Raw genomic sequence first — 20,307 nt, 5'->3', positions numbered from 1 at the left:
TATCAGAAACTCACCGCCGGCGGTTTCGCGACCGCCGCCGCGCCCTCCGGCGGCTGGAAGTATTCGGCGGCCTTGAAATCCAGCCCCGGCGCGAACAGCGAACCGGGGAATTTGCGGATCGCGGCGTTGAAGTCGCGGACGGTCTGGTTGTAGCGGGTGCGGGCCACGCTGATCCGGTTTTCCGTGCCGGCCAGTTCATCCTGCAGCCGCACGAAGTTGTCGCTGGCTTTCAGCTGCGGATAGTTTTCCGCGACCGCCAGCAGCCGTCCCAGCACACTGTTGAGCTGTGCACCGGCCTCCGCCTTGGCGGCAGGCCCCTGCGCGCTCAGCAGACGGCTGCGCGCGTCGGCGACTTCGGTGAAGATTTTTTCCTCGTGTTTGGCGTACCCTTTCACGGTATTGACCAGATTCGGGATCAGGTCGGCGCGCCGCTGCAGCTGCGTCTCAATCTGGCTCCACTGTTCCCGGACCTTTTCATCCCGGTCGATCAGTCCGTTCCGGATGCCGATGCAGGCGATCACCGTGATCACCACCACCGCGACCACCACGCCGAGCGTGATAAACAATGCTTTCATTTCGTTTTCTCCTTAATCTGTTCCGTCTCTGTTAAAAAGATAGCACCTGCCCGCTCATTTTACAACTTCAACTTGAAATTCCGCGCAAAGGTGATATTGTGAATTAGACACCTTTAACCACCAATTCAAATGAGGAGAATTGTCATTATGTCTGAAATCAGAGATGTCCATGCCCGTGAAATTCTGGATTCCCGCGGCAACCCCACCATCGAAGTCGAAGTCGTGCTCGAATCCGGCGCGATCGGCACCGCCGCCGTCCCCTCCGGCGCTTCCACCGGCGAAAACGAGGCGCTTGAGCTGCGCGACGGCGACAGGAAGCGGTACGGCGGCAAGGGCGTGCTGAAAGCCGTCAGCAACGTCAACGACGTGATCTTCCCCGAAATCGAGGATCTCGAAGCGATCGACCAGATCGGCGTCGATTCGACCATGATCGAACTCGACGGCACGCCGACCAAGGAGAAGCTCGGCGCGAATGCGATCCTCGGCGTTTCTCTGGCGGTCGCCAAGGCCGCCGCCGCCGAACTTGAGCTGCCGCTCTTCCGCTACCTCGGCGGCGTGAACGGCAAGGTGATGCCGGTGCCGATGATGAACATCATCAACGGCGGCTCCCACTCCGACGCGCCGATCTCCTTCCAGGAGTTCATGATCCGCCCGGTCGGCGCGGAGAGCTTCAGCGAAGCGCTCCGCATGGGGGCCGAAACCTTCCACGCGCTGAAAAAGATCCTGAAGGACAAGGGACTCTCCACCGCCGTCGGCGACGAAGGCGGCTTCGCCCCGAACTTCAAGGGCGGCACTGAGGAGGCCCTCGAATCCATCCTGAAGGCGGTCGACCTCGCCGGCTACAAGCCCGGCAAAGACATCAAGATCGCGCTGGACTGCGCCGCCAGCGAATTCTTCAAAAACGGCGTCTACGACTACCGCAAGTTTGAGGGCGGTTCCGCGCCCGAACGCGATGCCGCCGCGCAGGCCGACTATCTGGAGAAGCTGATCAGGCTCTATCCGATCGACTCCATCGAAGACGGCATGGCCGAATCCGACTGGGACGGCTGGAAACTGCTGACCGACCGCATCGGCGACCGCTGCCAGCTCGTCGGCGACGATCTTTTCGTGACCAACGTGAAATATCTCGCCAAAGGCATCGAACTCGGCGCCGCCAACGCGATCCTGATCAAGGTCAACCAGATCGGTACCCTGACCGAAACCCTCGACGCGATCGAAATGGCCCATCGCGCCGGCTATCGCGCGATCGTCAGCCACCGCTCCGGCGAAACCGAGGACACCACCATCGCGGATATCGCGGTGGCGACCAACGCCGGCCAGATCAAGACCGGTTCGCTGTCGCGCACCGACCGCATCTGCAAGTACAACCAGCTGCTCCGCATCGAGGAGATGCTCGGCGACCTCGCCCGCTACGGCAACTGATCCGGCGATTTCCCGTCAGGCTCCATCCGAATCCGGGTGGAGCCTGTTTTTTGGACGTCAGCGCGGATCGAGGAAGTAGTAGACTTTGCCGTCCTCGGCGTCAACCAGCAGGTCGGGGCTGCCGTTCCCGTCCAGATCGGTCACGCACGGCGTCGCGTTCATGTTCAACACGTTTTACAGCTTCCTGCCGATCCATCCCTACTGGACGACGATCGCGGTCAACGGCGTGCTCTGGCCGGTCGGCTATCTGCTCGGCTTCCTGTGGCCGAACCGCCGCGACCTCTCCGGGCTGACCGTCTGGACCGGACAGCAGCCGGCATAACTTCATATTTTCCGGCGGCGGAAGTGGCAAAACCTCCCTTGCCGTGCTATCTTTGAAAAACGCGAGGTGATTTGCCATTATGCAGGATATTCGTACAAGACAGCTCAGCCTGGGCGGAGCCGGAATGCGCGGCGTGGTCGGCCCCGGTCTCACTCCGGCGGCGGCATGCGATTTCGCGGCGGCTTTCGCCACGCTGGACCCGCAGGGGCCGGTGCTGGTCGGCGTCGATCCGCGCGTCTCCTCGGAGATGCTCCGCTGCGCGGTGGTTTCCAGCCTGACCGGCAGCGGCTGCGAGGTGATCGACGGCGGCGTATTGACCGCCGGGATGATGCACTTCCTGATCCCACACCTGAAGGCCGGCGGCGGCATCCTGATCACCGGCGGCCACCAGAGCGCCGGGTGGAACGCCTTGATTCCGCTCGGTGCGGACGGCTCCTACTTTGAACCGCTGCGGCAGCGGGAGCTTTTCGACGTCTATCACGAACGGCGCTTCCGCTACGTTCCGGCCTCCGCAATCAAACCGGCCACACCGTTGGCGCCCGCAGCCGTGGACGCCTACTGGGAATTTCTCGCGGCCAATTTGAACGTCGAAGCGATCGCCGCCGCCGACCTGCGCGTGGTCTGCGATTTCTGCAACGGATCGGGGGCCGCTTACGCAACCCGCTTCGCCGAACTGCTCGGCATCCGGCTGGTCGCGGTCAACGATTCGGTTTCGGGAGTGATCCCGCGCGACCCGGAGCCGCGCCCCCGCAGCGAATCCCCGATCCGGTCGATCATCGCCCCCCTCGGCGCGGCGGCGGGGCTGGTCTTCAACCGTGACCTCTCCCGGATGGGAGTGGTCACGGATACCGGTGAACCCCTCAGCGAGGAGCTGACCTTTCCGCTGGCCGCCGACTACCTGCTCGAACGGTATCCGAAAGGTTCCAGAGTCGTCACCAATATCTGCAGCACCCGCGCCCTCGACGACATCGTCGCCCGCCACGGCTGCATTCTGGAAAAATCCAAAGTCGGACAGGCCAATGTGATCGATCTGGTCCGCGCGCTCGGCGCGGTCGCCGGCGGCGAAGGCAGCGGCTCCTTCACTTTCGGCCCCCAGCGCGGTTTCGACGGCTTCCTGATGGCCGGATTGCTGCTCGAAGCGATCGCGGTGCGGAAAAAGCCGCTCAGCGGGCAATTGCAGGAGTTGCCGCGTTATCACATCGTCAAGCAGACCATTCCGTACAACTCCCCGCACGCCTACCAGCAGTTGCGCCAGTTGCGCCTTGAATTCGGCGAGGAAGTGGAGTGTTCGGATCTCGACGGACTGCGGTTCGACTGGCCGGACGGTTTCCTGAGCCTGCGGCTCTCCACCACCGACGCGCTGCTCCGGCTGATTTCGGAGTCGAAAAATCCGGAACTCGCCGCCGAACGCGCCTGGCGCGCCCGGCTGATCTGGGAACGCCTCGGCATCTGACCGTCTTTCCCGTGGCACCGGCACCGGCAAGATCGTAAATTCTGTTCTGAAAGGCCGAGACAATACAGACATGGAACTTCCGCCCGTCTTCCAGAGAGAGTTCGTAATTGCAGTCAGGCGCGCGCAGCTCGCCGCCGAACGGCATGCCCGGCGGTTCTTTCCGGTTCTGGGAGTTCTTTTCCTCCTGATCGGTTGCTTTTATGCGGATTTTATACGGCAGTTTCCCCGAATGCTCCGGGTATTTCTGGGTATTTTGCCGTTCTTCACCTTTGCACTGCCGCAGACGAGTCGCGGGGGAAGCCTGCCGTTTTAAAGGCAGGCGGGTCTGTTCGCCCTGACGGGCGGCAGACCTTGTGCGCTACGCGGCGGCAAGGTGCCGCTGCCGTGACTGTCTTCGACGGGCAAGGTGCTTTGCCCTGCAACCCGACCGGCAACGTGCCGGTGCGGTAAAACGCACATAGAGCCAATCCAACCTATTATTAATACCCTCGGTTTTGAGATTTTTGCGCAGCAAAAATCTCAAAACCGTACCCGGCGCCGGCACCTTGCCGGTCGGGGGCCGGGGGGCGAAGCGCACCCGGTGGGGTTCCGGGGCGACGCCCCGGACCGCCGGAGGCAACTCCCGAATCAAACGAGGGCGCGGGCGCGGGCGAGCGCTTTGTCGATATGGGGGCAGATGTTCTCCTTGCCGATTTCGGCGGCAAGGCCATAGTGCTCCATCGCGCGCATCGGCTGGGAATCCGAGAGCACGCCGGAGAGGATCAGCCCGATTTTCTCCTTCCGGCACTGGCGCAGGAAGTCGGCCAGCACGTTCAGCCCGGTCGCGTCGATCGCCGGAACCATGCGCATACGCAGGATGATGATCCGGTCCTCGGTGCTGCGGTGGCTCATCGCGGCGTCGCGGAAGCCGTCCACCGCTCCGAAGAAGAACGGCCCCTGAATTTCAAAGACCACGACATGGTCCGGCACTTCGCGCCGTTCGATCGCGTCGGGATCGTCGACCGGCTCGACCCGGTCTCCGCCGAGTTCACCGGTGATCGCGCTGACGTTGGAGATTTCGGACATCCGGCGGATGAAGAGCAGCGCCGCCAGCACCACGCCGATTTCCACCGCCGCGACCAGGTCGACGAAGACGGTCAGCAGAAACGTCGTCAGCATCACCGCCCAGTCGCTTTTGGGCCCCTTGAAAATCTGCAGGAAAGTGCGGTATTCGCACATGTTGTAGCAGACCACCATCATGATTCCGGCCAGCGCCGCCAACGGAATCAGCTTGGCCTGAGGCGCGAGCAGCAGCAGGATCAGCGCGAGCACCACCGCGTGAATGATTCCGGCGATCGGAGTGCGCCCGCCGCTTTTGATGTTGGTCGCGGTGCGCGCGATCGCGCCGGTGGCCGGAATGCCGCCGAACAGCACGGAACCGATGTTGCCGATCCCCTGTGCGGTCAGCTCGGTATTGGGGCGATGGCGGCCGCCGGTCATGCCGTCCGCGACGGTCGCGCTGAGCAATGATTCGATGCCGGCCAATAGAGCGATGGTGAAAGCGGGCATCACCAGTTCAGGCAGTTCATGCCAGCCGGGAAAGACGAAGGCTGGCATCGGCAGAGTGCGGGGGAGTTCGCCGAAACGCGAACCGATGGTCTCCACTTGAAATCCGCACAGCGCGGTCAGCACGGTGGCGGCCAGCATGCCGATCAGCATCGCGGGCCAGCGGGGCAGGAAACGCTTCACCAGACAGATCGCGATCACGGTGAAGGCGCTGACGCCGACGGTGGCCGGATTGATCTTTCCGGCGTTTTCGACGCAGCAGGCCAGCTTGCCGATGAAGCCGGCGGGCATGGAAGCGAGGCCGAGCCCGAGCAGGTCGTTGAGCTGGGTCGCGAAGATCACCACCGCGATTCCCGAAGTGAAGCCGGTGGTGACGGGGAACGGGATGAATTTGATCAGCGCCCCCATCCGGAACGCCCCGAATAAAATCAGGATGATCCCCGCCATCATCGTCGCCGCCAGCAGTCCGGCATCGCCGAACTTGAGGTAGATCGACGAGATGATCACGATGAATGCGCCGGTCGGACCGCCGATCTGCACGCTGCTGCCGCCGAAAAAGGAGATCAGGAAGCCCGCGACGATTGCAGTGTAGATGCCGCGCGCCGGAGAGAAGCCCGATGCGATCGCGAAAGCCATCGCCAGCGGCAGCGCGACCACGCCGACAGTGGCGCCGGCAAAAAGATCGCTGCTGAATTTTTTCCAGGAATAATGCTTGAGCTCGGAGAAGAGAACTGGACGGAACATCGTAACAATCATACCCTTTTCTGTTGTTGGAAAAGGATAAATATACGATCAAAAATCCGTTTTTTCAAGCTCGGATCACAAGAATTTCCGTGACTTTACACCAACACGGGCCGGAATTCCTCCGCGCTGCGGCGGCAGGCGTCGATGGTCCGGACCAGTTCGAGGATTTCATCGGCCTTCACGAAGGGGGCGCGGTCCAGCGCGTAGTAGTCGTAACAGTACCGGTAGTAGGCATCCCGGTCCGCCGGCAGTTCCGGAAGCGTCTCGGTCTGCCAGGCGATCGGCTCGGAGGGATAGCGGCGCCCGGCGGCGGCCAGCCCGGTATCCGCCTTCATCTCCGGCAGCGCGCCGGGCAGGAAGTAACGCAGCTTCCATTCGCCGTCCTGATAGAGCGCCGCGCCGCGCTGCCCGCAGATGCGCCACTCCGGCAGCGGCAGCGCGGCCGCCTGATTGATGTCGAGATCGAAGAGCAGGCCGCTTCCGGCGGTGATCAGCGCGTGAACCACGTCGTCCGCGTCGCCAAGGGAGGCGATCCGGCGCAACTCGCAGCGCACGCGCTCCACCCGGCTGCCGGTCAGGTACAGCAGCTGATCGATGTAGTGGGAGCCGTAATTGAGCAGCATGCCGCCGCCGTTTTTGCGGAACGCCTGCCAGTCGTTGCGGCGGGCATAGTTGCTGAGATGGCGTTCGATCAGATAGAGGGGGCCGAGCTTGCCGGAGTCGAGGATCGCGCGGACGGCGCGGGCTTCGCCGTTCAGCCGGTGCGGCTGGTAGGTCATCAGCTTGCGGCCGGTTTCGCGGGCGGTGCGGAACATCGCTTCGGCTTCGGCGGAACAGAGCGCCAGCGGTTTGTCGCAGAAGACGTCGCAGCCGGCGCGCATCGCCCAGATCGCCTGGTCGGCGTGGAAGACCGTGGGCGAAGCGATCACCACCAGATCGGGATGCAGTTCTTCGAGCATCGGCTCGAAGTCGGTATAGAGGGCGGAAACTCCGAAGCGGGCCTGCGCTTCGGCGAGCCGCTCGCGGCAGGGATCGACGACGGCGACGGGATGGAATCCATCGTGCGCACAGAGCTGCGGCAGGTGGAAGTCCCAGGCGATGCGCCCGAGCCCGGAGACGGCGGTACGCAGAATTTTTTTCATACTATGGTTTCCTGTCGGTAAGGTAAGTTACGGTTCAAGGCTGGAGGGGCGGTTGCGGAGGTCGACGCTGCGCTTGTAATAATCGTCCCACAGCTCGATGCCGAACTCCCTGACCATCTCCTCGCTGGTCACGTCGTCGAGTTCTGACGTCAGCAGCACCGCGCCGACGAAGCCGGGGTCGAAAACGGTCACGCCGCGCCCGTACTTCTTCTTGACCGCTTCGAGCTTTTCCCAGTTTTCGTCGAGGTGGACCACCTGATAATCGAGGTTGATCGCCGCGGTGACGCGCGGCAGGTAGTTCGTGGAACAGGCGACGCGGGCGCCGAGCGGGTTGAGGATGTTGTTTTCCGGCCCGGCGATCGCGCCGACGAAGTAGCTGCGGCAGTGGTAGGCCCAGTAGCCCTGCATCAGCCCGCCGTGGTACATCGAGCTGAAAATAATCAGGTCGGGACGCTGTTTCGCATACCGTTCCAGCAGCTCGTGGAAGTTCAGGTCGAAGCAGATCGCCATCCCGACCCGGCCGAAGTCGGTCTGGAACACCGGAGCCTCTTTTCCGGCAAGCGTTTTCCATTCGGTGACCTCGCCGACAGTCGGATAATTTTTATTGTAGATTCCGGCGATTTCGCCGTTGCGGTCGATCAGCTGCGTGGAGTTGCGCCAGGTGCCGTCCGGCATCTCCCGGGCGGCGGAATAGGCGATGTAGCAGCGGTTCCGCCGGGCGACATCGCGGAAGAAATCCCGGATCTTATCGCCCCGGAACCGGTAGTAGGAAAAACGCTCCTCTTTGTTCATCGCCGGATAACGGTCGCAGACTTCGGGCAGCACGATCAGATCGGGACGGTCCGGGAGGACCTGTTCAAGCTCGCGCTTCCAGTGCGAAATCATCGTATCCACCGCCTGCTGATTGTCGGCGGGCCGGAGCTGAAGGGGAAAGGGGCCGAGCGAGCTTACCACAATCTTGCGGCGAGCTTTGGGCGGTTTATTTTCCGCCGATTCGCCCGGCGCGGCGAACAGCAGTGCTCCGCAGGCAAGGGACAACAGAATGGCAGTCAATTTGGTCGGCATGGTCTATTCCTCCAAGGTGGATTTGCGTTTTCTGGCGTTGCAGGCGTGAAACTGGCCGGTCAGGTAGATGCGGCGCGCCGCCGAACCGGGCTGGGCCACCCGCCGGAGACTCTCCCCCAGCGCGACGGCTCCGGCCTCGTACCAGTCCGGGCCGATGGTGTTCATCGGTTCGTAAAAGTGAATCAGCCGCGATTTCCCGTCGAGGCTGAGGATATGCCGCTCCGCCGCGAGACAGCCCCCGGTCCGCTCCCGGTAGCGGACGGCGCAGTGATTGGCGACAGTGCCGCTGACGAAGAAGTAGCCGAGGGCGGAATCCTCCACGTCGCACGCCTCCGGCGGCGGCGCGGCGTAGGGATCGAATTCGATGAACTCACTGCCGCCGTACCGGTTCCAGAGCTCGCGGAACACAATTCCGCGCGTGTGGTGGATCGAACCGGGGTGGGAGAAAATCCGCACCGTCTCCACCTTGCGCCTGCGGAAAAACGCGGCGGCGGTCTCGGCGGCGGAGAAGGGGTCGAGCGTAACCGTGGAATTGCGCCCGTCGTAGGAGGCGTGCATCTCCAGCCCGACGCAGGGGCGCGTCTTCGGCAGGTACTTGAGCCGGGTGTCGTAGTCGCCGAGGAAGAGCAGCACGTCATTTTCGGTGGCGACTTCATCCAGAAAGGCGCGGCCGAGTTCGTGATGGTTGCGGAACCGGATGTACAGACGGCAATTGTGGTGGCGCGACGCCTCCTGCACGCCCCGGAGCGCATGGGCGCAGTAGTGTTCCGACGGGTCGCTGTTGATCATGAAGACCGCGATCCGGGTTTCGGCGGCGTCCTGCTCCGGCCCCGACACGTTCTCCGGGCGGCGGACGAAGGTGCCGGAGCCGTGGCGCACCTCCAATAGATTGTTGTCCACCATCAGCCGGATGCCGCGCGCGGCGGTGCCGGTGGAGAGGTGGAACATCCGGCAAAGCTCGCGCAGCGTCGGAATCGGCGACCCCGGCGGATATTTGCCGCTGACGATCATCGACTCCAGATACTCCACCATGTCGTGGAAGATCAGTTTTTCCGGTGTGCGCATTTTCGTGTTCCAAAGTGTTCAAATAATCTGCTATAATTTTAGCACACTTGCACTCCGGTGTCAAGAGGGCCGCGCAAATAAATGTCGATATTTTCTTTAAATCCGTGATACGAATTGCATTTTCCCTTGCGTTGTCTATATTATGAAAGGGAGAATTCAGAGCTATGGAAATGACGCGAAAGACAGTCTGGCTGATCGGAGTTGCCGCAATCGCGGCCGGGCTGGCCGCCGGGACCGCGGCGGGCTGGTACTTCGGCAGCCGGAGCCGTGCATGCGAAGTGCCGGCTGCCATTCCGGCAACGGTTCCGGAAAGCGTGCCGGCACCCGACGCGACAACGCTGAAACGGGCCGCCGACCGCGCGCTGCGCGATATCGGAGTGCGCGCAAGATCGGCGGGCGTGGAGCTTGACGAAACCCTTTCCGACGGCAGCCGGCTGGTCACGGTGTATCTGGAGAACGGCCGGACCGCGCAAGGGCGGCTCTACCGCGACCGGCTCCGCTGGAAGATCAGCCTCGACCGGCGCAGCCTGTGGGACGCCGACCGGGTGATCGTCGTGGAGCATGAAAGGCATATCAGGTAAGGAGATTGAAGATGAAAAAAATCGGTTTGACCGGAATATTGCTGACGGCGGCGGCGCTGCTGCTGCCGGGAGCGGAGAAGGCGGCGCCGGTTCCGGCGATGAAGATTGCGGTGTTCGATTTCTCGACCATCGACACGGTCGGGCAGAAGTTCTACCGTTACACCGAAAACCGGATGCCCGCGATGGTCTACAACCAGCTAACGCCCGCCGACTACGGCACCATCGACGACCGGATGCTCGGCTGGGTGCGCGGCCTCGAAGTGCAGGCCACCTTGCAGGAGCGGCGCGAGGACCGCGACCGGCAATCGCAGCTGAACGACCGCGAACTGGCGCGGCGCGACGAACTGGCCGCGAAAATCCTGAATTCGCCGCAGCGTTCGACGGTGATCGGTTCGGAATACATGATCGCCGCGCTCGGCGACTACCCCGAAGCGTTTTCGCCGGTGGACCGGCGGGCGCTGGACGACTCGCTGCTCGCGATCGAACTCGGCACCCAGGCCGACGCGATGGCGCAGGCGAAAGAGAAGTTCGGCAAGCTGACCGGCGCAACCCATGCGCTGTACGGGGTGGTTTCCGATTTTCAGGTCGAGGAAACCTCTTTCAAAGGGTACGGCATCGAAACCAAAAATAAACTCTACACCCTCGACGTGATCGTGAAGGTGGTGGAACTCGGCACGAACCGGGTGGTGTTCAGCGGCCTTTTCACCGGAAAAATCAAGCGGCTCGACCACGGCGCGACGACCCGCCGCGACACCGGATTGTACGAAAAACTGATGAAGAACGCGGTCGGACAGGCCGCCGCCGCGATGAATGAGCGGTTTGCGAAAAAGGAGGCGAAATGATGAAAACGTGGACCCGTCGGCTGCTGCCGCTGCTGCTGTGCGCGGGCGCTTCGCTCGCGGCGCTCGACCGGATTGCGGTGGCGGAGATCGAAACCAAAGGCAAGCTGGACGCCGCTTCGGTGGCCGGACTGGCGGAGCGGATCGAGGCGAAGCTCGGCGGCGGCTATGAGGTGATCTCGCGGTCGGCGCTGAAGGCGATGCTCAAGGAGGCCGCGTTCCAGCAGGAGTCCGGGTTAGTCGCGGACCGCGAACAGCTCGCCCGCCTCGCCGAGGTGCACGGCGTGAAATACCTGCTGGCGACGACGATTGCAAGGATCGGCTCCAAGCTGAGCATGACCGTGATGGTGGTGGACTGCACCACCGGCAGGCTCGACCCCGACCGCCGCATCGCGATCGAGGCGGACAATCTGGAAAAGCTCTTCCGCCAGCTCGACGGCGCGCTCGACCGGATCGGGTTGCTGCACCTGCCGCCGACCGAGGCGGGGTTGAAACAGCTCGCGGTGCTGCCGGTGCAGGCCGCTCCGGGAATCGGCCGGGAGGATGGGAGCGCATTCGGCGCCAAGCTGAATGAGTTTCTGCTCAAATCCGGCAGTTTCGAGCTGCTGAACCGCGACGCGCTGAATCTGGTCGCAATGGAATCCGCGCTGGTCGACGCCGAGCAGGCCGCACCGGGGCAGTATGTGAAAGTCGGGCAGATCGCGGTCGGCGACTGGCTGATCGCGGTGAAGCTGAAGCGGCTGGAGGTGAACCGGCTCTCCTCCGGCACCGCGATCGCGGGCGTTTCGACCCGCGAGGTTGCAACGCTGGAAGCCGAGCTGCGGATCATCGATGTAAAGACCGGCGCGCTGGTCGCGATTGAAAATGTGACCTGCCGCCGCAAGACCACCGACATTCCGGCAAGCATCCGGCGCGACTGGACCGCGGCCGACTACCGCAACGACCTGATGGAGCAGGCCGCCGAGCAGGCGGGCCGCAAGCTGCTGGAACGGCTCGATCCGGTGCTGGTTGCGGCAATCGAGGGCAAGCTGCTCTATCTGACCCGGGGCGAAGGCGCCGGAGTGCGTCCCGGACAGACCTACGAAATCTACACGCCGGGCAAAACGGTGCTCCATCCGAAAACGAAAAAGCCGCTCGGCACGGCGGAGAAGCGGGTCGGCGTTGCGCGGATCGACTCCGTCGCGGCCAATATGAGCATCGCTTCGCTGCAGGACGGGGCGGCGGAAGCGGCGGTCGGGGCGCGCTGCCGGCTGCTGGCCGACGCTCCGGCGGTTTCGGAACCGGCCGCGCCTCCGGCTTACCCGATGGCGACGCCGTAACGGGAAGGGCGAAGCGGTGAACGGAGCGAAACGGATTCTCTGGATGGCCGGTGTACTGGCGGCGCTGCTGTGCGGCTGCCGCACGGATTACACCCGCAGCGACCAGGAGCATTTGCGCACGCTCTACTACTCCAACCGTCTCGCCGACGCGGCCGCTTTCAGCATGAAAATGAGCGACGCCGAGGACGGCGAAACCAGCCGCAACGCGCTGCTGTGGCATCTGGAGGCGGGCAGCGTGAACCTCGACGCGGGCAACTTCGACGATGCGCTGACCGCGCTGGAGCGGGCCGAGAAGCTGCTGTGGCTCTTCGACCGGCAGGGACACATCCGCTGCCACGAGCCGGGGGCGCTGACCTACCGGGGCTACCGCAGCGACCGCATGATACTCGGGATGTTGAAGTTCTTCGCCTATTTCAGCAAGGGGGAGCTGGAGGATGCCTTGGTGGAGGTGCGGCGGATCCGTTCCGGTCAGTACCAGTATCTGCTGCGCGAATCCGATCCCCGTCTGCGTGAATACGACCGCGAAAACTACGGCAAAAAAGTGCCGCCCTACCGGATCGGGCAGTTGATGCGGGACAACCTGAACCGGGGCACCTTCGAGGCGGCCGGAATGCAGAAGGAGTTCGGCGAATACCGCGACCGGCTGCGGCCGCAACTGGCGGCGCTGTTCAATCCGCTGGCGTTCTATCTGTCGGCGGTCGGCTATTACTGGGACAATGAATTCGACGAAGCGGCGCTGGACCTCAAATACCTGCATCAGCTCCAACCGGGCAACGAGCTTTTCAACCGCGACTACGCGACGGTGCTGCGGCTGCTGGACGAAAAACTGCCGCCGGAGCTGGAAAAGATGAAGCCGTGGAACTATTCGCTGACCGACGACCTCGCGGTGGTGATTCTGGCGCAGGGTGTTCCGCCCGGCTGGAAGGACCGCCGCGCGACCGTGCGGCTGCCTGATTACGTACCGGGGCACTGGAAATTCAGCGAACCGGAATTCGTCAGCTCCGCGGGCTTGCGGCTTTCCGCCGCCGCCGGCGGCGAAACCTTCCGGGGGAGCGAACTTGCCGACCTGAACGCGGTGTTCCGCGATGAGTTCTGGCAGTTGACCATGCCGTCCCTGGTGCGCTCGGCTTCCGCCGCGATCAAGGCGATGACCGCCGAGAACAACCGGGCCAAAGTGGCGCTGGCGGCGCTGCTGGCTTCCAAAGATTTCGAGGGCAAGGCGCTGGCGGTCGCGGCGGCGCAGGCGCGGGTGGCTTCGACTTCGAGCGTGTCGATCGACGAAACCGACTGGCGGCGCTGGGTCACGGTCGCGCAGCAGTATCAGGTGCTGCACCTGCCGATCCCGCAGGACCGCAAGGTGACGGTCGAGGTGGCGGATGCAAAGGGCAAGACGCTCTTCCGGCGGCAGCTGGAATTCGACCGGGACACGACCCGCGCCGTGGTGTACGTCCGTGAAATCGGCGGGAAGTTTCACCTGAAACAGTGGAGTACGATGGAGTGAAAAGAGTACTGTATGGCATAACCGGGCTTTGTTTTCTGCTGTTGCTGTTGGCGGCGGGAGGCTGCGCCTCTCCGGCCCGGATCATCGGCATCGACAGCGACGAGGCGCTGGTCACGGTCAGCGGCATCGATCCGGCCGACTGGCAGCGGGCCGCCGAGGAGAACATCCGTTCGCTGCTGGCCTCCGGCGCACTGCGCCGCACCGACGGGCAACAGCCGGTGGTGATGATCAGCCGCATCCGCAACTACACGATGATGCACCTGGAGTCGCAGATCCTGACCGACAAGATACGGCGGGCGATTCTGCAGTCCGGCCAGGCGAAGGTCTCCTCGGCGGTCGGCGTCGGCGGCAACATCGACCTTGCGGTACGCCGCATCCGCGCGAAAGAGCTGGACGATCTCTTCGACCAGTCCACCGTGCAGAAGCGCGGCACCGTGATCGCGCCGAACTTCAGCCTCTCCGGGGCGATCACCCAGCAGACCGCCTATCAGGGGCGGACCGAGGAGAGTTATTTTCTGTTCCACATGGCGCTGACCGATCTCGCGACCGGGCTGGCGGTGTGGGAAAATACCGTGGAAATTCTGAAACAGGGGACCTACCCGCTGTTCTATTAGAGAAAGGATGGACAGGATGAGACGATTGTTTTTACTGGCGGCCGGTGCCGCCGCGCTGGCAATGCTGGCGGCGGGCTGCCAGAACACCGTGAACACGCTTTCGGGCGGCCCGGAGGTATCGCAACTGGATTTGCAGCGTTTTTCGAGCGACAGCTTCTGCCGCGACCGGCTGGCGGTGATGTCGGTTCACCGGTCGCGGACCGAAGGCGGCGCGATGAAACTTCAGGTCGCGCTGCGCAGCGAACGCTACGGCTTCTTCCCCGAAATCTGGAGCTGGTTCACCGGCGAGAATCCCTACTACATCAACTACCGGGTCGACTGGTTCGATCCCGACGGGATGAAGGTCGCTTCGCCGTCGTCGAACTGGATGACCGAGATTTTCTACCCCGGCGAAACCAGATACCTCCAGAGCGTCGCGCCGAATTCAAAGTGCTGCGGCTTTATGGTGAGCCTCAAGGAAAAGAACGACTGACGAAAGGAAATCGGATATGAAACAGTACGCCCTGTTCGGCGGCGCCGCCGCCATTGCGCTCGGACTCGCGGCCGGATGCGCCGTCGCCCCCCACCGGATCGATCCGGCCGGAGACGAAATGCTGACCAGCACCCACAGAATCGATGTGAAAGACTGGCAGACCGCCGCATTGAAATCGATCGATTCTCTGCTGGAGTCCGGCGCACTGGCCCGCACGGACGGCCGCAAGACGGTCGTGATGGTCGGCGAGGTCAAAAACAGTACCTCCACTCCGGTAAATACCCGTATCCTGACCGACAAGATCCGGCAGGCCATCCTGAAATCCGGCAAGGCGGTGACCACCACCGCAGTCGGCGCGAAAGGGGCGGAGGAGACCGCGACCCGGCAGGTGCGCGAACTGGAAAATGATGACCTGTTCAATCAGGCGACGGTGCAGAAGCGCGGCACGGTGATCTCTCCGGATATGAGCCTCTCCGGCGAAATCGTGCAGCAGAAAAGCAAAGTCGGCCGGGTGGAAGAGTCCTATTTCTTCTTCCACGTGGTGATGACCGACCTCGCGACCGGCCTCGCCGTCTGGGAGGACAACGTCGAAATCGGCAAGCAGGAAACCAAATCGATCTTCGATTGACATACGGGGATGCCTCCGGCGGCCTCCCCCCCCACTGGGGAATGCCTCCGGCGGCCGGGGGCGCTTCGCCCCCCGGTCCCCCAAACCGGCAAGGTGCCGGCGCCGGGTACGGTTTTGAATTTTTACTGCGTAAAAATTACAAAACCGGGTTTATTAATCATGGGTTGTGAGAAGTCTATGGGCGATTTACCGCACCGGCACGTTGCCGGTCGGGGTCAAGGGGCGAAGCGCCCTTGCCACCGGAGATGCGATTGAAAATCAGGCCGCGTAGCGCACAAGGTCTGCAAACCGCAGGGTTGCAGACCCGCCTGCCGCGAAAGCGGCATGGCCTCCCGGCCTCCTGCTGCTTCTACTACCAGGCCGGATGGTTGAAATACCACTCTGCCGCCAGCTCCAGCCCCTGTTTCACGCCGATCTCCGGCTCGTACCCCAGCAGGCGGCGCGCTTTGCCGATGTCGGCAAGCGAATGCGGAATGTCTCCGGCGCGGACCGGGCCGTACTGCGGCTCGATCCCCGCCACCGCCGGATCGAACTTCGCCAGATTCTCCCGCAGGTACAGGAAAAGTTCATTCAACGTGGTGCGTTCTCCGAATGCGACATTGTAGACCGTGTTCACCGCCTCCGGCTCCACCGCCGCCATCGCGAGCAGGTTCGCGTCAACCACGTTGTCGATATAGGTGAAGTCGCGCGAATAACTGCCGTCGCCGTTGATCACCGGGGATTCATGCCGCAGCAGGCTCCGCACAAAACGGGGAATCACCGCCGCGTAAGCGCCATCCGGGTCCTGCCGCCGCCCGAACACATTGAAATAGCGCAGCCCGACCGTTTCCACGCCGTAAATGCCGCTGAAGTTCTCCGCGAACAACTCATCCACATATTTGGTGATCGCGTAAGGGGAAAGCGGCTTGCCGATCCGCTCCTCGACCTTCGGCAGCGCCGTGCTGTCGCCGTAAGTGGAAGAGCTTGCGGCATACACAAACCGCTTCACCTTCGCCTCCTGCGCCGCGAACAGCATATTCACAAAGCCGGAAATATTCACTTCCGTGGTGGTCATCGGGTCCTTGATCGACCGGGGGACCGATCCGAGCGCCGCCTGATGCAGCACATAATCCGCCCCCGCCGCCGCTTTCCGGCACATCGCCATGTCGCGGATATCCCCCTCCAGCAGCGTGAAAGCCGGATTTCCGGCGAAAGGAGCCAGATTCTCCCGCCTGCCGGTCATGAAATTATCCAGCACCACCACCTCGTTGCGGGCGGCCAGCAGCGCTTCGACCAGATTCGAGCCGATGAAACCGGCTCCTCCGGTGACCAGCACCCGGCAGTTTTCGATCCTGCGCTTCACCGGTTACAGCCTCCCATCAACACATTCGCGAGGCAGAATCCCCTTGATATCGTAAACCACCGCCTCCGGCTTGCGCAGGGGAGCGAGGTCCAGTTCCCTGAACTGCCGGTGCGCCACCGCCAGCACCACCGCGTCGTATGTCCGACCGGCCAGTTGTTCCGGAGCGTTCGTCGCCTCAAACCCGTATTCGCGCCGGACCTCCTCCACATCGGCCCACGGATCGTACACATCAACTTCGCAGCCGAATTCCCGCAGCCCCTTCGCGACGTCCACCGCGCGGGAGTTGCGGATGTCCGGGCAATTCTCCTTGAAGGTGACGCCGAGCAGCAGCACCCGGGCGCCGAACACCTTCAACTCCTTGCGGATCATCAGCTTGACCACCTCGACGGCGATATAGTGCCCCATGCCGTCGTTGATCCGGCGCCCCGCCAGGATCACCTCCGGCAGATAGCCGAGCGCCTGCGCCTTGTGGGTCAGGTAATAGGGATCGACGCCGATGCAGTGCCCGCCGACCAGCCCCGGACGGAACTTCAGGAAATTCCACTTCGTGCCGGCGGCTTCAAGCACCTCGCCGGTATCGATGCCGATCAGGTGGAAAATCTTGGCCAGCTCGTTCACAAAAGCGATGTTCAGGTCGCGCTGGGAGTTCTCGATCACCTTGGCCGCCTCCGCCACCTTCAAAGAACTCGCCCGGAAAGTGCCGTTCTTCAGGATGGCCCGGTACAGCGCGTCCACCGCGTCGGCGGCCTCCGGCGTGGAACCGGAGGTGATTTTCAGGATTTTAGTCAACGTATGCTCCTTGTCGCCCGGATTGATCCGCTCCGGGCTGTATCCGCAGAAAAAGTCGCGGTTGAACGCCAGATTGCTGTATTTCTCCAGAATCGGCACACACTCCTCCTCGGTGCATCCGGGATAGACGGTGCTCTCATAGATCACGATGCTGCCGGGACGCATCACCCGGCCGACGGTTTCGCTCGCCCGGTAAAGCGGGGTCAGGTCCGGGCGGTTGTATTTGTCCACCGGCGTCGGAACCGTCACGATAAAGAAATCGCACTCCTGCAGCTCCTGCATCTCCCCGGTATAGCGCAGATGCTTCGCCGCGCGCAGCTCCTCTTCCGAGGTTTCCAGCGTCGTATCGATGCCGCGGCGCAGCATCTCCAGCCGTTCCGGTTTCACGTCGAAGCCGACCGTGTCGAATACCTTGCCGAATTCGACCGCCAGCGGCAACCCGACATATCCCAAACCGATCAGCCCGATCCGGACGGTTCCATTCTGAATGCGTTCCACGATATCCATAAAAAATGCCTCCTCCCGCAGACACTCGCGGGAGAAAGAATATACAGCCTCAATCCGCCGAAAGCAAATCCTCCGTCCATTCCATTTCCGGTAAAAACGGATTTCCTCTCCGGCAGGCGCCGCTTCAGAGCTGCGCCAGAGCGTCGGCAAGCGCCTCTTTGATGTCGTCGATATGCTCAAGGCCGATGGAGAGCCGGATTAGTTCGGGAATCAGCCCGGCGGCGCGCTGCTGTTCGTCGCTGAGCTGCGAGTGCGTGGTGCTGGCCGGATGGATGATCAGGCTCTTGGCGTCGCCGACGTTCGCGAGCAGGCTGAAGAGCCGGATGCTGTCGACCAGCCTGACCGCGGCGGCGCTGCCGCCCTTCACGCCGAACACCACCATGCCGCCGAAGCCGTTCTTCAGGTACTTCCGGGCAAGCGTTCCGGCGGGGTCATCCGGCAGCCCCGGATACCGCACCCACTCCACCTTGGGTGACTCCGCAGGAACTCCGCGACCGCCAGCGCGTTTTCGGAGTGCTTCGCCATGCGCAGCGGCAGCGTTTCCACTCCCTGCAGAAACTGCCACGCCGCATCGGGCGCGAGCGTCGGCCCCTGATTGCGCAGTCCGACCGTCCGGAGCCGCAGGATGAAGGCGAGATGGTTGTTCGCGCCGAGATCGTGGGCGAAACGGAGGCCGTGATATCCCCGGTCCGGCTCGTTGTAGAGCGCGAATCTGGGATCGCTCCAGTCGAATTTCCCGGCGTCGATCACCACCCCGCCGATCCCGGTGCCGTGGCCGCCGATCCATTTGGACAAAGAGTGGATCACGATATCCGCACCGTGTTCGATCGGACGCAGCAGCGTCGGCGGCGTAAAGGTCGCATCGACGATCAGCGGCAGGTGGTGCTTTTTCGCAATCTTCGCATAGCTTTCCAGGTCGGCCACATCAAGCACCGGATTGCCGACGGTTTCGACGTACAGTGCGCGGGTGCGGCCGTTGATTGCGGCTTCGACAGCGGCGAAGTCGTTGACCGGCGTGAAATTCACCCGGATGCCCTGCTGCGGCAGGATCGCGTCGAACTGGGTGTAGGTGCCGCCGTAGAGGTTGGAGGCGGAAACCAGTTCATCCCCCTGCCGGAGGATATTCGCGACCGTGAAGTAGATCGCGGCAGTCCCGGAGGAGAGGCTCAGCGCCGCCGCGCCGCCGTCAAGCTCGGCCAGCCGCTTTTCCAACACATCGTTGGTCGGATTCATCAGCCGGGCGTAGATGTTGCCGGATTCCCGCAGCGCGAAGAGATCCGCGCCGTGCCTGGCGCTTTTGAAGCTGTAGGCGGTGGTGCGGTAGACCGGCACGGCACGGGCAAGGGTGGTCGGATCGGGAACCTGTCCGGCATGCAACGCAAGGGTTTCAATGCGGTATTTTTTATCGCTCATAGTATCAGATATCCTTTGGGGTTACGGTGGATCAGGCCTGTTCGGAAAAAAGCTAGGTCGACAGATAACGTTCCCCGGAATCGGGGAGAATCACCACAATGCGTTTCCCTTCATATTCCGGAAGCCTGCTCTTTTTCAGCGCAACCGAAAGCGCCGCGCCGGAACTGATGCCGATCAGCAATCCTTCCCGTCTGGCGGCTTCCCGCGCAACCCGTCCGGCATCGGCGGCGGAAACCGGCACAACCTCATCGATGATCGCACTGTCCAGCACCTTCGGCACGAAACCGGCGCCGATTCCCTGAATCCTGTGCGGGCCGGGCCGCCCGCCGGAAAGCACCGGGCTGGCGTCCGGCTCGACCGCGATCACTTTGACCGCCGGATTGCGCTCCTTGAGCACTTCTCCGATTCCGGTCAGGGAACCTCCGGTGCCGACTCCGGCGATCAGCGCATCGACCCTGCCGCCGGCGTCGCGCCAGATCTCCTCGGCGGTGGCGGCGCGGCGGCAGGCCGGATTGGCCGGGTTTTCGAACTGTTGCGGAATAAAGGAGCCCGGCGTCCGCCGGTGAATTTCGTCAGCCCCGGCGATGACCCCCTTCATACCGGCGATACCGTCGGTCAGGACCAGCTCCGCGCCGTATGCCTGAAGCAGCTTGCGCCGCTCGACGCTCATGGTTTCGGGCATGGTCAGGATCAGTTTATACCCTTTGACCGCCGCGACCATCGCCAGGCCGATGCCGGTATTGCCGCTGGTCGGCTCGACGATCAGCGCCCCCGGTTTCAGCACGCCGCGCTTTTCCGCGTCCTCGATCATGGCCAGCGCGATCCGGTCCTTCACACTGCCGCCCGGATTGAAGGATTCCACCTTGGCGATGATTTCCGCTTTGCCTTCATTCAGGCGGTTGATCCGCACCAGCGGAGTATTCCCGACCAATTCAGTAACAGTATTCGCAATTCTGCTCATAATAATCT

The 20,307-nt window shown here is 62.9% G+C and carries 19 protein-coding genes and 1 pseudogene; 10 read left to right on the top strand and 10 right to left on the bottom strand.

The features are described from left to right. Positions 1-2 precede the first annotated feature (2 nt). Positions 3-575 carry a LemA family protein gene (locus C8D82_RS08660; RefSeq protein WP_116883882.1) on the bottom strand — a complete coding sequence of 191 codons (573 nt, stop codon included), beginning with the start codon at positions 573-575 and terminating at the stop codon, positions 3-5. A gap of 147 nt (positions 576-722) precedes the next feature. Here C8D82_RS08660 and eno point away from each other — a divergent pair, with 147 nt between their 5' ends. Beyond that, entirely contained in the window at positions 723-1,997 is a 1,275-nt protein-coding gene (gene eno, locus C8D82_RS08655; RefSeq protein ID WP_116883881.1) for a phosphopyruvate hydratase, read from the top strand. A gap of 57 nt (positions 1,998-2,054) precedes the next feature. On the opposite strand, the gene C8D82_RS21840 is transcribed toward eno, so the two are convergent. Then, entirely contained in the window at positions 2,055-2,159 is a 105-nt protein-coding gene (locus C8D82_RS21840; RefSeq protein ID WP_243402518.1) for a hypothetical protein, read from the bottom strand. Here C8D82_RS21840 and C8D82_RS21160 point away from each other — a divergent pair. Beyond that, positions 2,158-2,319 (top strand): hypothetical protein, encoded by a 162-nt coding sequence (locus C8D82_RS21160; RefSeq protein ID WP_165832948.1) that lies wholly within the window; start codon positions 2,158-2,160, stop codon positions 2,317-2,319. The genes C8D82_RS21840 and C8D82_RS21160 overlap by 2 nt on opposite strands. Positions 2,320-2,398: 79 nt before the next feature. After that, positions 2,399-3,772, top strand: a complete 1,374-nt coding sequence (locus tag C8D82_RS08650) for a phosphohexomutase domain-containing protein (RefSeq protein ID WP_116883880.1) — start codon at positions 2,399-2,401, stop codon at positions 3,770-3,772. Positions 3,773-4,399: 627 nt separating this feature from the next. Here C8D82_RS08650 and C8D82_RS08640 read toward each other — a convergent pair. From C8D82_RS08640 to C8D82_RS08625, 4 genes are all read right to left on the bottom strand, one after another. Next, positions 4,400-6,073, bottom strand: coding sequence for a SulP family inorganic anion transporter (locus C8D82_RS08640; RefSeq protein WP_207776095.1), 1,674 nt, complete (start codon positions 6,071-6,073; stop codon positions 4,400-4,402). 83 nt (positions 6,074-6,156) lie between these two features. After that, complete coding sequence (locus tag C8D82_RS08635) at positions 6,157-7,203, bottom strand: Gfo/Idh/MocA family protein (protein WP_116883877.1); 1,047 nt, start codon at positions 7,201-7,203, stop codon at positions 6,157-6,159. Between the two features lie 27 nt (positions 7,204-7,230). Then, entirely contained in the window at positions 7,231-8,268 is a 1,038-nt protein-coding gene (locus C8D82_RS08630; RefSeq protein ID WP_116883876.1) for a carbon-nitrogen hydrolase family protein, read from the bottom strand. Positions 8,269-8,271: 3 nt separating this feature from the next. Continuing rightward, positions 8,272-9,333 (bottom strand): winged helix-turn-helix domain-containing protein, encoded by a 1,062-nt coding sequence (locus C8D82_RS08625; RefSeq protein ID WP_116883875.1) that lies wholly within the window; start codon positions 9,331-9,333, stop codon positions 8,272-8,274. A gap of 164 nt (positions 9,334-9,497) precedes the next feature. Here C8D82_RS08625 and C8D82_RS08620 point away from each other — a divergent pair, with 164 nt between their 5' ends. From C8D82_RS08620 to lpoB, 7 genes are read left to right on the top strand one after another with little or no spacing between them, the layout of a single operon-like run. Further along, positions 9,498-9,914, top strand: coding sequence for a hypothetical protein (locus tag C8D82_RS08620; protein ID WP_116883874.1), 417 nt, complete (start codon positions 9,498-9,500; stop codon positions 9,912-9,914). Between the two features lie 11 nt (positions 9,915-9,925). Continuing rightward, on the top strand, positions 9,926-10,756 hold the full coding sequence (locus C8D82_RS08615; protein ID WP_116883873.1) for a CsgG/HfaB family protein: 831 nt from the start codon (positions 9,926-9,928) through the stop codon (positions 10,754-10,756). Next, positions 10,753-12,072 carry a CsgG/HfaB family protein gene (locus C8D82_RS08610; protein ID WP_116883872.1) on the top strand — a complete coding sequence of 440 codons (1,320 nt, stop codon included), beginning with the start codon at positions 10,753-10,755 and terminating at the stop codon, positions 12,070-12,072. The genes C8D82_RS08615 and C8D82_RS08610 overlap by 4 nt, the downstream gene beginning before the upstream one ends. Before the next feature lie 16 nt (positions 12,073-12,088). After that, on the top strand, positions 12,089-13,573 hold the full coding sequence (locus tag C8D82_RS08605; RefSeq protein WP_116883871.1) for a COG3014 family protein: 1,485 nt from the start codon (positions 12,089-12,091) through the stop codon (positions 13,571-13,573). Continuing rightward, positions 13,570-14,187, top strand: a complete 618-nt coding sequence (locus C8D82_RS08600) for a penicillin-binding protein activator LpoB (protein ID WP_165832947.1) — start codon at positions 13,570-13,572, stop codon at positions 14,185-14,187. The genes C8D82_RS08605 and C8D82_RS08600 overlap by 4 nt, the downstream gene beginning before the upstream one ends. A gap of 16 nt (positions 14,188-14,203) precedes the next feature. Next, positions 14,204-14,659: a YcfL family putative periplasmic lipoprotein gene (locus C8D82_RS08595; protein WP_165832946.1), complete on the top strand. Its 456-nt coding sequence runs from the start codon at positions 14,204-14,206 to the stop codon at positions 14,657-14,659. 16 nt (positions 14,660-14,675) lie between these two features. Beyond that, a complete protein-coding gene (gene lpoB / locus C8D82_RS08590; protein WP_116883868.1) occupies positions 14,676-15,287 on the top strand; it encodes a penicillin-binding protein activator LpoB in 612 nt (203 codons plus the stop codon). Between the two features lie 352 nt (positions 15,288-15,639). On the opposite strand, the gene C8D82_RS08585 is transcribed toward lpoB, so the two are convergent. The 4 genes and pseudogenes from C8D82_RS08585 to cysK all read right to left on the bottom strand — a co-directional run bounded on the left by C8D82_RS08585 (position 15,640) and on the right by cysK (position 20,299). Beyond that, positions 15,640-16,629, bottom strand: a complete 990-nt coding sequence (locus tag C8D82_RS08585; RefSeq protein WP_116883867.1) for an SDR family oxidoreductase — start codon at positions 16,627-16,629, stop codon at positions 15,640-15,642. 3 nt (positions 16,630-16,632) lie between these two features. Then, positions 16,633-17,925 (bottom strand): Vi polysaccharide biosynthesis UDP-N-acetylglucosamine C-6 dehydrogenase TviB, encoded by a 1,293-nt coding sequence (gene tviB / locus C8D82_RS08580; RefSeq protein WP_116883866.1) that lies wholly within the window; start codon positions 17,923-17,925, stop codon positions 16,633-16,635. Positions 17,926-18,049: 124 nt separating this feature from the next. Next, a pseudogene (locus C8D82_RS08575) lies at positions 18,050-19,338 on the bottom strand (O-acetylhomoserine aminocarboxypropyltransferase/cysteine synthase family protein). Positions 19,339-19,390: 52 nt separating this feature from the next. Next, positions 19,391-20,299: a cysteine synthase A gene (cysK, locus tag C8D82_RS08570; protein WP_116883865.1), complete on the bottom strand. Its 909-nt coding sequence runs from the start codon at positions 20,297-20,299 to the stop codon at positions 19,391-19,393. Between the last annotated feature and the right edge of the window lie 8 nt (positions 20,300-20,307).

It is taken from the genome of Victivallis vadensis, from assembly GCF_003096415.1.
Lineage (GTDB): Bacteria > Verrucomicrobiota > Lentisphaeria > Victivallales > Victivallaceae > Victivallis > Victivallis vadensis.
This window is presented reverse-complemented; position numbering and strand designations above follow the sequence as displayed.

Excerpts from the sequence above, each read along its gene's own strand:
- C8D82_RS08660 (WP_116883882.1), bottom strand. The coding sequence starts at position 575 with ATGAAAGCATTGTTTATCACGCTCGGCGTGGTGGTCGCGGTGGTGGTG.
- eno (WP_116883881.1), top strand. The coding sequence starts at position 723 with ATGTCTGAAATCAGAGATGTCCATGCCCGTGAAATTCTGGATTCCCGC.
- C8D82_RS21160 (WP_165832948.1), top strand. The coding sequence starts at position 2,158 with ATGTTCAACACGTTTTACAGCTTCCTGCCGATCCATCCCTACTGGACG.
- C8D82_RS21840 (WP_243402518.1), bottom strand. The coding sequence starts at position 2,159 with ATGAACGCGACGCCGTGCGTGACCGATCTGGACGGGAACGGCAGCCCC.
- C8D82_RS08650 (WP_116883880.1), top strand. The coding sequence starts at position 2,399 with ATGCAGGATATTCGTACAAGACAGCTCAGCCTGGGCGGAGCCGGAATG.
- C8D82_RS08640 (WP_207776095.1), bottom strand. The coding sequence starts at position 6,073 with ATGATTGTTACGATGTTCCGTCCAGTTCTCTTCTCCGAGCTCAAGCAT.
- C8D82_RS08635 (WP_116883877.1), bottom strand. The coding sequence starts at position 7,203 with ATGAAAAAAATTCTGCGTACCGCCGTCTCCGGGCTCGGGCGCATCGCC.
- C8D82_RS08630 (WP_116883876.1), bottom strand. The coding sequence starts at position 8,268 with ATGCCGACCAAATTGACTGCCATTCTGTTGTCCCTTGCCTGCGGAGCA.
- C8D82_RS08625 (WP_116883875.1), bottom strand. The coding sequence starts at position 9,333 with ATGCGCACACCGGAAAAACTGATCTTCCACGACATGGTGGAGTATCTG.
- C8D82_RS08620 (WP_116883874.1), top strand. The coding sequence starts at position 9,498 with ATGGAAATGACGCGAAAGACAGTCTGGCTGATCGGAGTTGCCGCAATC.
- C8D82_RS08615 (WP_116883873.1), top strand. The coding sequence starts at position 9,926 with ATGAAAAAAATCGGTTTGACCGGAATATTGCTGACGGCGGCGGCGCTG.
- C8D82_RS08610 (WP_116883872.1), top strand. The coding sequence starts at position 10,753 with ATGATGAAAACGTGGACCCGTCGGCTGCTGCCGCTGCTGCTGTGCGCG.
- C8D82_RS08595 (WP_165832946.1), top strand. The coding sequence starts at position 14,204 with ATGAGACGATTGTTTTTACTGGCGGCCGGTGCCGCCGCGCTGGCAATG.
- lpoB (WP_116883868.1), top strand. The coding sequence starts at position 14,676 with ATGAAACAGTACGCCCTGTTCGGCGGCGCCGCCGCCATTGCGCTCGGA.
- tviB (WP_116883866.1), bottom strand. The coding sequence starts at position 17,925 with ATGGATATCGTGGAACGCATTCAGAATGGAACCGTCCGGATCGGGCTG.
- cysK (WP_116883865.1), bottom strand. The coding sequence starts at position 20,299 with ATGAGCAGAATTGCGAATACTGTTACTGAATTGGTCGGGAATACTCCG.